Annotated in this window: 9 protein-coding genes; 6 read left to right on the top strand and 3 right to left on the bottom strand. The window is 51.4% G+C overall.

Features of this window, described 5'->3' with window-relative positions:
• Window positions 1-28: 28 nt before the first annotated feature.
• Both EJN92_RS02755 and EJN92_RS02750 read left to right on the top strand, forming a co-directional pair.
• Window positions 29-1,267, top strand: a complete 1,239-nt coding sequence (locus tag EJN92_RS02755) for a nucleoside recognition domain-containing protein (protein WP_126126426.1) — start codon at window positions 29-31, stop codon at window positions 1,265-1,267.
• Between the two features lie 18 nt (window positions 1,268-1,285).
• On the top strand, window positions 1,286-1,750 hold the full coding sequence (locus EJN92_RS02750) for a hypothetical protein (protein WP_126126425.1): 465 nt from the start codon (window positions 1,286-1,288) through the stop codon (window positions 1,748-1,750).
• A 157-nt stretch (window positions 1,751-1,907) separates the two neighbouring features.
• On the opposite strand, the gene EJN92_RS02745 is transcribed toward EJN92_RS02750, so the two are convergent.
• Window positions 1,908-3,221 (bottom strand): TRZ/ATZ family hydrolase, encoded by a 1,314-nt coding sequence (locus tag EJN92_RS02745; protein WP_126126424.1) that lies wholly within the window; start codon window positions 3,219-3,221, stop codon window positions 1,908-1,910.
• A 74-nt stretch (window positions 3,222-3,295) separates the two neighbouring features.
• Window positions 3,296-5,197, bottom strand: a complete 1,902-nt coding sequence (locus tag EJN92_RS02740; protein ID WP_126126423.1) for a response regulator — start codon at window positions 5,195-5,197, stop codon at window positions 3,296-3,298.
• Between the two features lie 549 nt (window positions 5,198-5,746).
• Here EJN92_RS02740 and EJN92_RS02735 point away from each other — a divergent pair.
• Window positions 5,747-6,535, top strand: coding sequence for a hypothetical protein (locus tag EJN92_RS02735; RefSeq protein WP_126126422.1), 789 nt, complete (start codon window positions 5,747-5,749; stop codon window positions 6,533-6,535).
• Between the two features lie 180 nt (window positions 6,536-6,715).
• The gene (locus tag EJN92_RS02730) at window positions 6,716-8,284 is read left to right on the top strand and encodes a methyl-accepting chemotaxis protein (protein ID WP_126126421.1); all 1,569 of its coding nucleotides are present in this window, start codon (window positions 6,716-6,718) and stop codon (window positions 8,282-8,284) included.
• Between the two features lie 104 nt (window positions 8,285-8,388).
• Here EJN92_RS02730 and EJN92_RS02725 read toward each other — a convergent pair whose 3' ends face one another.
• Window positions 8,389-10,488, bottom strand: coding sequence for a M13 family metallopeptidase (locus EJN92_RS02725; RefSeq protein ID WP_126129732.1), 2,100 nt, complete (start codon window positions 10,486-10,488; stop codon window positions 8,389-8,391).
• Between the two features lie 564 nt (window positions 10,489-11,052).
• Between EJN92_RS02725 and EJN92_RS02720 the strand changes: the two genes are divergently transcribed.
• Together EJN92_RS02720 and EJN92_RS02715 are read left to right on the top strand one after the other, a co-directional pair.
• Window positions 11,053-11,334, top strand: a complete 282-nt coding sequence (locus tag EJN92_RS02720; protein ID WP_126126420.1) for a hypothetical protein — start codon at window positions 11,053-11,055, stop codon at window positions 11,332-11,334.
• A 53-nt stretch (window positions 11,335-11,387) separates the two neighbouring features.
• Window positions 11,388-11,912, top strand: a complete 525-nt coding sequence (locus EJN92_RS02715) for a hypothetical protein (RefSeq protein WP_227869674.1) — start codon at window positions 11,388-11,390, stop codon at window positions 11,910-11,912.
• Window position 11,913: the final 1 nt, after the last annotated feature.

Raw genomic sequence — 11,913 nt, 5'->3', positions numbered from 1 at the left:
ACATTTCCGCTGTCCTTCATTAATTTCTATGGCACTTAATTTTCTCTGGACCGGCTTCTTTTTTATTGGCTTTATTGCGGCCTTAGCGCAGTGGTTGTTGTTAGGCGATGTTGAGGTTTTTAAACGCATCATCGACGGCACTTTTGAGTCGGCAAAAGTAGGCGTGATGGATATCGCTTTGCCTTTGGCCGGCGTCATGACCCTGTGGTTGGGTATCATGAATATCGGCGAGAAGGCGGGTGCGATCAATTTTATCGCCAGAATAATTGCGCCATTTTTTGCGCGGATTTTTCCAGGTGTGCCGGCTCAGCATCCTGCCAATGCACATATGGTGATGAATTTTTCTGCCAACTTATTGGGACTCGATAATGCCGCCACCCCGTTTGGGCTGAAGGCGATGGAGAGTCTGCAAACTTTAAACACGAATAAGGAAGAGGCCAGTGATGCGCAAATCATGTTTCTGGTCTTGCACACCTCCGGCTTGACCTTGATACCATTGGCGATCATGGCCCAGCGCGCCGTGTTGGGCGCGCGCGACCCTTCGGATATTTTTATCCCCTGCATGATCGCCACCTATGTTGCCACCGTGGTCGGCCTGATCGCAGTGGCGATCAAACAGCGTATTAATTTGCTCGACAGAGTGGTGCTGGCTTGGCTGGGCGGCATCACCAGCTTGATCGTGGCGCTGGTCTGGACTATGAGCCAGACGATGAGTCGTAGTGAGATTGAAGTGTTTTCCAAGCTCAGCAGTAATCTCTTGTTATTCACGATTATCGTGGTCTTCATGCTCGCTGCACTGCACAAGCGTGTCAATGTGTACGAAGCTTTTATCGAGGGCGCCAAGGGCGGCATGCAAACCTCGTTGACTATCATTCCTTATCTGGTCGGGATGCTGGTGGCGATAGGTGTGCTGCGTAATTCTGGCGTGCTCGATTTGATCGTGTCGGGCTTCAACTGGGTGTTCGTGCAACTGGGTATGAATACCGATTTTACGCCAGCCTTGCCGACTGCTTTGATGAAACCCTTGAGCGGCAGTGGCTCCAAAGCCATGATGGTCGATGCCATGCGTACCTATGGCGTAGACTCCTTCGTCGGTAGGCTAGCGTGTATTTTCCAAGGTTCGGCCGACACCACCCTGTACATCGTAGCCCTGTATTTCGGATCGGTAGGAATACGCAAGACCCGCTATGCGATTTCTATGGGTTTGCTGGCCGACTTTGCTGGCGTGGTGGCCGCTATTTTTGTAGCGTATTTATTTTTTCACTAAATATCGGGAGTCCCGACTATGCATGATCAAATCGAACATCGTCATGCTGACGCAGTGGGGTTAGAACGCACTATGCTCAGCCAGGAGTGGTTGCTACTGCAAAGCCAAAGTGAGCAACTGGAGCGCAGCTGTTTATTGATTAAACTGGTCTGCGTGCTGCTGCTTGCACTCGGCCTGATGCTGACTCTGAATTTATACTTGGCTGCAGCCTTGGTTTGTATACTCTGGCTACAGGAAGCGATCGTCAGAACTTCGCAAGCGCGTCTGGTCACGCGCATTTTGCAGCTAGAAACTTGGCTGCGGGACGCAGCTCTAGCCCAGGCCCTACCTCAGGCATTTCAACTGCACACGCAGTGGCAACAGCAACGCGGCGGTGCGCTTGGTCTGGTGCTGGAGTACCTCAAAAATGCAGCCAAACCCACCGTGGCTTTCCCTTATCTAGCCTTGCTGATGCTAGACGCCATGCTGCTGATGCTATGGTAGCCAGGGCAGAGTTAGGCTAGGCGGGATCAGCCTGCTTATACCTGATTTTAAAAAGGCATAGGCCCAAGGCGCAATCTGCATGCGGCTTGCGGGGCAGGCAGGCCGCAGACCCGCATGGAATATGCGCCAGCGGCCACCCTACGATTTTTTTTGAGCGCTATTGGCTAGCAATGCGCGTCTGCCACCAGGCGGCTTTATCCAGTAAGGCGCCCATTTCCATCGTCAATAATTGACGCTCACGCATCAGGCAGCGGCCATTCACCCAGACATGGCTGACTTGCTCGCGCCCGGCGGCATACACGATCTGCGAAATAGGATCGTAGACCGGCTGGGTTTCGAGTGCCGACAAATCGATCGCAATCAGATCGGCTTGTTTTCCGACCACCAGGCTACCAATTTGATCACCCATGCCCAGCGCTTTGGCACCGGCTAATGTCGCCATTTCTAAGGCGACGGCGGCACTTAGGGCGGTGGCATTGCCTGATTCGGCTTTGGCCAGTAAGGCTGCCATCCGCAAATCACCCAAAAGATCGAGCTTATTGTTGCTGGCGCTGCCATCGGTACCGATGCCGACGTTAATGCCCAGAGCTTGCATCGCATGTACGCGGGCAAAACCCGAGGCTAGTTTGAGATTGCTGGCAGGATTGTGCGCGATGTGCACTCCAGTTTGACTCAATAACGCCAGATCTGCGTCATTGGCATGCACCATGTGAGCGGCAATCAATTGTGGCGAGAGCAGACCCAATTGATGCAGGCGCTCTAGTGGACGCATGCCATATTGCTGCAAGCTGGTGGCCACTTCATCGGCGGTTTCGTGGATATGGCAATGGATACCGATCGCTAACTTATCAGCCAAGGCCACTACTTTTTTGAAGCTCTCATCACCGACTGTGTACGGGGCGTGCGGTGCCAGCTTGAAACTGACCCCGCTTTGTCCGGCAAAGGCTGAGTGCGCCGCCACTGCTTTGGCCAGATAGCCATCGGCATTGTCAGCGTACGCGGTCGGGAAATCTAAGACGCTGCAACCAACCACGGTACGCATACCCGATGCGATGCCGGCGCGGGCTACCGCCTGATCGTAAAAATACATGTCATTCACGGTGGTGGTGCCGCCGCGTAGCATTTCGGCCATCGCCTGCAAACTGCCGTCAAACACAAACTCATCCGAGACATGCTGCTTCTCGGCGGGCCAGATATGTTGGGTCAGCCAATCCATTAAATTCAGGTCATCGGCCAAGCCGCGTAACAGGCACATCGCTGAATGCGCGTGCAAGTTGACGAAGCCGGGCAGCAAGGCTTGCTGCGCCAGCACTATATGCTCAGCATCCGGGTAGTCTTGATACGCTTGCGCACTCGGCAGTAGGGCGTTGATTTTGTCGTCGCAGATGACTAGGGCGTGCTGCGTCAAGACGCAAGCACGCGGCTCCACCGGTATCAGCCAGGTGGGATGGAGGCAGGTGATTTTTTTCATGATGCTAGCCTGTGATAATGCGTTTAAAGTATAAGGGCGATCGCTCGGTGTGCATACTTGCTAAACGCTGCAATTTATCTCTGCAAAAGCCTTTGTATGTGACCGATCAACTCATCATCCGAATACGGCTTACCGAGCAAGACATCGATCCCTGCTTGTTTGGCCTTGTCGGCTAATTCGTGGCTGGCGCCCGATATCATGATGATAGGGAGGTGCATGGTTGCCGGGTTGCTGCGTAGTTGCTGGGTGAGGCCAAAGCCGTCCATGCCCGGCATTTCTACGTCGGTGATCAAGACGTCGGGCCGCGCTTCGGCAATTTTGCTAGCCGCTTCTATGCCATTTTCCGCCAGTGTAATTTGGTAGTTATTCTTGGTCAGCGCGCGGCTAATTTTGATGCGCACTACTTTAGAATCGTCGGCCACCATGATCATGGTGTTTTCCGGACTCTTCAATGTGGCGGGCTCGGACTGAGTCGGGCCTACGCTAGTTTCTGGCGCAACTGTCTCGGTCGGGGCCGCTGCGACTGGCGCTAAGGGCGTGGTCGCCGCTTGTTCGGCTAGTTTTTGTGCTTGTGCGCGTTGATTTTCTAGACGAGCCAGCTCATCTAGTGCGGCTTGCTCGCGTGCTTGCTGTGCTTGTTGTATTTCTTGCGCTTGCTGTGCCACGGCCCGTGCTAACTGCTCCCGCTCCAGTTGTTCGGCGGCTTTGGCAGCAGCTTCGGCCGCTAATTGGTTCTGTACTCGCTGCGCTTCCTGTTGTTCCGCCTGCTCAGCGGCGCGTTGGGCTTCTGCTTCGTTTGCTATTCTTGCGTTTTCTTCGCTGAGGCGCTGCGCTTCTAAGCGCGCCGCCTGCTGAGCTAGCTCAGCTAACTCAGCTAACTCAGCGTCCAAGCTAGCTTGCAATTGCGCTGCTTGCTCGGCGGCCTGCAACTCTTGCAGCTGCGCCTCGTGCTGTAGGCGCTCTTGCTCTAGTCTCTCAACTTCGGCAGCCGCCTGGGCGGCTTCAAGTTCTGCAGTTTGTCTTGCGCTTTCTAGGGCTAATAGGGCGGCGGCTGCCACTTTGGCATTTTCTTCGGCGATTCTTTGTGCTTGCAGATGGGCGGCGTGCTCCGCTTCTAATTGTGCGGCCAACGCGGCGCGTTCTTGCTCCAGCTTTTCTGCTAGTTCGGCCGCTAGTTGCGCCTGATATTGGGCTTCGCGCTGTGCCGCCAGTGCGGCTAATCTTGCTGCTTCGGCTTGCTGTAGCGCGACTATTTCGGCCTCATGTTCGGCTACTCGTGCGGCCTCTTGTGCTGCAGCAAGTTCCACTTCTGCAGCAGCCTGTGCTGCAGCTGCTGCTGTGTTTAGCTTATCTTGCTCTTGCTGCTCTTCGTTTTCAAAATCGACACCGTCAAACTCGGCAGACGCTAAGGCGACTGCCTCAAGTTCGCTAGGATCGAAAGCAGCCAAAGCTGCTGGTGCATCGTCCTGCATGCTGCTTACTAGCGCGGCAATTTCAAATTCGTTGGCCTGGGTATTATGGGTTTCGTGTCCGATTGGGGCCAGGCTAGTGATAGTAATTGGCGGGGCCAGCGGGGTTGCTGGCGCGCCGGCGAGTTTGTCCTGTTCCGCTTGCAACAGAGCGTTTTCATCGGGATAGAATACTGCTTCGCGGGCGTTTAATTTGGCATTGAGGCGCTGCAGTTCTAACTGCACTTCGCTTAAAGGCGGATGGCCGACCTCTATAATGTGCGGTGCCGCCTGAGGCACAGCTTGGCCCGTGACTTGGCTGAAAACACTTTGCTCGGTCTTCCAGGCTAAATTGGTTTCATAGCCTAAGGTCTGTTGATCGTCGCTAAGAGTACTGGCCAGTACGCTGTTGCCCGACTCGGGCTTGCTGCGTTCGCGTTTAGTTTTGGATTTATTCTTTAGGAGTAGCCAGGCCGAAAGTGCGCCTATCGATAAACCCAAAAAAAAGCTAATGATCATTTCAAACATAGTGAGCCTGCAATCGAAGTCGGTACAGTGTTAAGTGAGCGTATTTTGAGGAATTTCTTCTATAAAAATTGCGGTAGGCGCCTGCATATGCCGTTTTTGGGGCAAACTGCCGTCTTCCTCAGCGTATAGAATAAATCCCGAAACTCATTGTAGCGTAGTAGCGACATTCCGTAAAATTTGTTGCACTCAAGCTATGCTTGCTTATGCTGGGTTTTGAAAATAGATATTTTCGGCTAGTCAAAAAAAATCCGAAAGAATACCAAAAAATACGAAGGAAAATTTCGCATGTAAGCCTATGCCGCCACTGCCAAACGGGCTGAAATAAACAATCTAGTCATTGATGTTGGTCTAAGGCTGTTACGACCGAATGCGTTAATGCGAACACTAATCCATCGTTTTTTGCGTTTGCCCGGTGCGATTGGCGAATCTGGATAGCGAACTGTGTCAGGGCTAGGCCGAGATTAGACTTTTTGCTCGGTTTTTTGCGCGCACGCCGCATGTTAAAGTAAAGCCCGTATTTTCTGTCTTGCCCTTACGAATGGAAACCACATGTCTTTGCCTAGCTTGAAATTAAGTCTGATTGCCCTCGCTTTTGCTGCGCTGACTGCTTGTGGCGGGAATAGTGACGACAAGCCTTCGGTACCAGATGCAGCACCTATCATTCCGGCACCCGGTGGCGTCTACGTAGGCTATTTTCAGGAAGACGTGACGAATAATCCGGAAGATGCTATCGCTGGCGCTTTCGTACTCAGTGTGCCAGGTACTGATGCCAACAGTGGCACCAAGCTCACGATGACTTACGCTGGCTGTCAAACCAGTAATTTCGGCAATGACAATGGCATCAAGAATGGCAACGCCTATGGTGCTAGCTGGTCTGGTTTGCTTGATGCGACATCACAGTCAGGATCGATATTTGCGACCTATGATCCTGCCACCGGCTATTACAGCGGGGTGTACTCGAATGCCAAAGGCAAGCAATTACTGAATCTGCCTAACTGCACCCAATATTACATGGCAGCCTTGGGTAAATTTGAAGTTTTTCCTATAGAAAAAAATCTGCCCGCCAGCTTTACGCTGAGTGTCAACGCCAATACGCTGAGTTGGACTAGCGTGGCCGGTACCGCCAGCATTTTGGTGTATGTGCTAGACCCGGTTCTTGCACAGTCTGGCATTCTCAATCCGATTAAGGCTCACGCGCTATTGCCGGGTACTAGCGCTAGTTATAGTCTGGCTGCGGCTGGCTTAAGCAGCGGCAAGGAATATATTGCAGTGAGTCAGCAGAGTAATAGTAGTTCTGCCCGAATTGCATTCGCTAGTAAGCGCTTTGTTGCGCCTTGATTTACATGCTGACTCTGGCGATTCCGCCAGACCACTTTGTTTTGATTTAAGGAAGCCTTTCGATATGAAAGGCTTTTTTTTGCGACTTTTTTCTTGAAAAAGTCTACCGTAGGCTGAATGTGCCATAGTTTTTCATGAGTATTGTAGAATGACAATATTTTCAATTGAAAGGCTATCCGCATGAAGTTAAGCACACGTATCATCCTTCTCTGTGTCGTCACCTTGCTCGGTATTATCAGCGTCTCTGGCGTCTCCCTGTTTACGCTGCGCCAAACGATGGTCGAAGAGCGCAGCGCGCACATTAGTGAGTTCGTGGAATTGGCGCATGCTGCGGTGGAGAAAGCCTATGCCTTAGAACAATCTGGTAAGTTGAGCCACGAAGATGCCTTGCGTCAGGCAAAAACCGCCTTGAGCAGTTTTCATAAGGGCGATGATTATTTTTTTGTACGTGGGTTTAGCGATGATCTACTGTATGTGCATCCGAAAGCGGACAGAATTGGTGTGCCTCAGAAAAACATGAAGGAATCGGGTGATCGTTATCGCGCAGCGTTGGCGAAGCAAACTATTGGTATCGTGGTGGCTGACGGTACCCGTCCCGGCGTGAAAGAGCCGGTCGCTAAGATGTACGCAGTGATTAAATTTGCGCCTTGGGATTGGATCATCGGTTATGGCACCTATATCGATGATATCGACAGTGCGTTTTGGCGTCAGGCTAGCATTTTGTTGGCGATAGGTACTTTGCTGATGGCTGCGGTCGCTGCCTTGGCCTGGCATATGACACATAAAATTTTGGGACAACTGGGTGGCGAGCCTAGTTATGCGGCGAGCGTGGTTGAGGCGATTGCCGAAGGTGACTTAAGCGCGGATATCCTGACCAATGCCAAGGACCGCAGTAGCCTGTTGTTCGGAATTAAAGCGATGCGCGATAATCTGGCTAACGTCGTTAGTCAAGTACGCACAGGTTCTGATTCTATTGTTACCGCTTCCGGTGAAATTGCTGCCGGCAATCTGGATCTGTCGAATCGTACCGAGCAACAAGCCGGTGCTTTGGAAGAGACTTCATCGACCATGGAAGAGTTGACCTCTACCGTCAGACAAAATGCCGACAACGCCAGACAAGCCAATCAATTGGCGATCTCGGCCTCAGAAGTGGCATTGCAAGGCGGCGCCGTGGTGGGGCAGGTGGTACAGACCATGAATTCCATCAATGAGTCTTCCAAAAAAATCGTCGACATCATCAGCGTGATTGATGGTATCGCGTTTCAGACCAATATCCTGGCTCTGAATGCTGCGGTAGAAGCAGCCCGTGCCGGTGAGCAAGGTCGTGGATTTGCGGTGGTGGCTAGTGAGGTGCGCAATTTGGCGCAACGCTCGTCAGCCGCCGCCAAAGAGATTAAGCTGCTGATCGATAACTCAGCCGAGAAGGTCGACGAAGGCGGCAAGCTGGTAGTTTTGGCCGGATCTACCATGGAGAAAGTGGTTGCCAGTGTCAAGCGGGTGACGGATATCGTCGGTGAAATTTCCTCGGCTAGTCAGGAACAAAGTGCCGGTATTGAACAGGTCAATCATGCTATCGTCGAGATGGATAATATGACACAGCAAAACGCCGCCTTGGTGGAGCAAGCATCGGCCGCCGCGCAGGCTCTGCACGATCAAGCCGGTGGCTTAACCGAAGTGGTCAGTGTGTTTAAACTGGAGAAGGCGCAAAACTCTAATGTAAGAAGGGCGGGAGTCGCCTTGTCGCGCTAACCCGGATAGAAAACCTACATAAATATAAAGTCTTGTAATAAAAAAGCACATGGTCTTACGATCCATGTGCTTTTTTATTTAGTAATTACCTTCCACGTTTAGGATTACCAGATGGTGGTTCTTTGCTCCGGTGCGACATACATTTTATCGCCTGGTTTGACTCCAAAGGCCGAATAAAACTCTGGCAGATTGGTGAGTGGGCCGTTACCGCGGAACATGGCTGGCGAATGGGGATCGGTGGCGATCAGGCGTATCGCTTCGGCTTCGCGTGCCTTGCCGCGCCAGACCTGGCCCCAGCCCATGAACAGTCGTTGATTGCCGGTGTAACCATCGATGACAGGTGCCGCTTTACCGCCCAGAGAAATCTGATACGCCTTGTAGGCGATCGCCAGGCCCGAGTTGTCTGCAATGTTTTCACCCAGCGTCAGCGCACCATTGAGCTGGTAGCCGGGCAAAGGGCTATACGCGCTGTATTGGGCAACCAGGGCGGAGGTCAGTTTGCCGAAATTGGCTTTGTCGTCCTTGCTCCACCAGTCACGCAGATTGCCGTCACCATCCGATTGACTACCGGAATCGTCGAAACCGTGGCTGATTTCATGCCCGATTACCGCGCCGATGCCGCCGTAATTGACCGCATCATCGGCCTTGGCGTTAAAGAAGGGCGGTTGCAAAATAGCGGCAGGGAACACGATTTCATTCTGACGCGAATTGTAATAGGCATTCACGGTTTGCGGGCTCATACCCCATTCCTGGCGACTGACAGGCTTGCCCAGTTTTGCCAATTGACGTTGGTATTCTAGCTCGCGTCCGCGCATGATGTTGCCGACCAGGTCGTCTTTAGCAATCTCCAGCTTACTATAATCGCGCCACTGATCGGGGTAACCTATCTTAGGCGTAAATTTAGCCAGCTTGGCCAGCGCTTCTTTTTTGGTATCGTCACCCATCCAGCTCAGCGTTTGTATGCTTTGCTGATAAGCCAGCATCAGATTGCTGACCAGCGCCTGCATTTTTGCCTTGTACTCAGGCGGGAAATGTTTTTCTACATACAGTTCGCCCAGTGCTTCCGACATGCCTTCTTCTATGCGTGCCACGCCACGTTTCCAGCGCGCCTGATTGGTCGGGATGCCGCGCAGTGTGACGCTGGAGAATGCAAAATCCTGATCAACAAAACGCTTACTCAGGAAAGGCGCATAGGCGTTCAGGGTTTGCCATTTAAAGTAGGCCTGCCAGGTTGCCAAAGGCGTGTCTGCAATAATTTGCGCTAGACCCGTCAAATAGTCAGGTTGGCGTACGATCACGTAGCTCATTTTATCCTTGCTCCCGGCACTGGCGAAATACGCGTTCCAGTCAAAATTGGGTAGCAGTTCAGTGAGTTTTGCGATCTCGGTCTTGTTATAGGTTTTGACAGGATTACGGTTCTCTACCTTGCTCCATTGGATTTTCGCGATGGCCGTTTCCAGCGCCATGATGTCTAGCGCGGTTTTTTCGGCAGTGTCCTCGCTACTTACTTTTGCCATGCTCAGCATGCTGGCGATATGTTTGATGTAGGCAGCGCGAAAGCCCTTGAGCTTGGCGTCGTCTTGTTTCAAATAATAATCTCGGTCCGGCAAGCCTAGTCCGCCCTGATTCAGATAGACGGCATACACGCTAGAGTCACGCGCATCTTGATTGATGCCCGCTTGCAGTGGTAGTGCGACGCCGCGCTTGGCCAAGTGCGCCATTAATGCTGGCATCTCAGCCTTGTTGTTGAAGCCATCAATGCGTGCAAACTCGCCCTGCAAAGGCTGGATATCTAAGCTTTCGGCACGCGTCTCGTCCATGAAACTATTGTACAAATCGGCGATTTTTTTCTGATTAGTACCCGCTTGCAGTTTGCTATCCGCGGCTAAATTTTTGATGATATCGAAAGAGCGCTGCTCGGATAAATCCCGCAATTGATCAAACGATCCAAAGCGCGCGCGGTCGGCCGGGATCTCCACAGTAGCTAACCACTTGCCTGACATGAATTGAAAAAAATCATCCTGTGGCCGCACGTTTTTGTCTAGCCATTGCAACTCTAAACCTGAGCTAGGCGCAGTCACGATTTTTTTGCTATCGCTCGCTTTGGCGTTGCTGGTTTTTGGTGCAGTTTCGGCAATCGCCAAATTGACTGCGGTAGCGGAGAACAGGGCTGCCACTGCCAGCGAAATCAGAGATCTTTGCATATGCTTACCTTGGAGAGAAACGTGGGTGAAAAATCGAAAAAACTGACAGACAAACTGCCCTAAGCGAGCTTGCTGTATCAGACGCCTTTGCACAGTATCAGATTCCATACGGAAAATATAGTTCACATTCTCAGTGTGGAAATGTAAGTAAGTTTTCTTTTTATGGACGTGGCTTGCGTCTGACGCTAAGTCCTGGCAGCGACCGCATAGAGAAATGGAAGTGACCCTGCCCAGCGCGCATATTCCATGCGGTTTGCCGAGGAGGGTTGCTGGAAAGGCGCGTCGCTATTATGTGTTGGAAGAGGGGGCGGCAAAGTTGCTAAGAGCTGCCGAGATTGGATTTTTTTTGGGGAAAATGACACGGAAAATTACATTAAGTTATTAAAAAGTAATTTGTAAGTGTGCTTGTGAATGGAATTTACATCTGGAATAATCCAAAAAATAATAAATAAATATGTAAATTTATCTTTCCTATTTGAGCATTATTTGCACTATTTCTTGTGCTTTACTTTTGACAGATCTTGAGCATCACTCCCTTATTTGTATCGTCTTTTGGCTTAACTTATGCAAATCGCGCAACGTTATGGAGCAAAAGTTTCTCTTTCCCTAGCTGGCCGCGGCATGTTTTTAATTGTAGTGAAAAATCATGCATGTTTAGATCATTTAATAAAAAGTGTGGGCGGCAGCTTAATTGCTCGTCTTAATGCCAACCGCGCTTTGGTTGTGATGACGTTACCATCGTATCTTGGTCTGCGTGCTTCTAGCGAGGTCAGCTTCATAGGCCCCGTGAATGTAGATCAACAACGCCTAGCAGCCGTTTTGGGTGCGTATCAAGCACCTTCATAGGTTTATAACTGCCAATGCTCATTGGGAGCGACGGCTTAAGCAAGGAGATCAACATGGCTAGTAGCGTCGGACAAGAATTATTAGATGTGCCTCTACCTGATATGGTGTTGAAGTTGGCACTGGGTATCGCAGAAGCGCAAAAAGCACTCGATGAGAACTCGGTTGAGACCGCCAAAGTGTTGGCCGAAACCGAACTACCTCTGATTATGGGCGTCACTCAGACCATTGCTGCCGATGGCACCGTGTCTTACGTGAATGCCAGTCCGGTCAATGTCTCTTTGATACAAATCGGATTGATGCCGACCTTTTATCAATTTGCGGAGGCGACGATTGAGGTCACGATGGATATCAAAACCACGACCTCGGTTGAAACCAATCTGAAGGTTGGTGTCAAGGCAAAAGCCGGATTTGCCTGCTGGAGCGCTTCAGTTTCTGTCGATGTTTCGCATAATCGTAAGTTTGGTAAAGAAGTGCATGGCACCAGCCGGTTATTGACACGCATGGTACCGGTGCCACCGCCAGCACGTCTGGCACCTCAGCTCAATATCGTCGATAACCGAGCACCTAAGGTACCTTGAT

This window comes from Undibacterium parvum, assembly GCF_003955735.1.
GTDB classification, from domain to species: domain Bacteria; phylum Pseudomonadota; class Gammaproteobacteria; order Burkholderiales; family Burkholderiaceae_D; genus Undibacterium; species Undibacterium parvum.
This window is presented reverse-complemented; position numbering and strand designations above follow the sequence as displayed.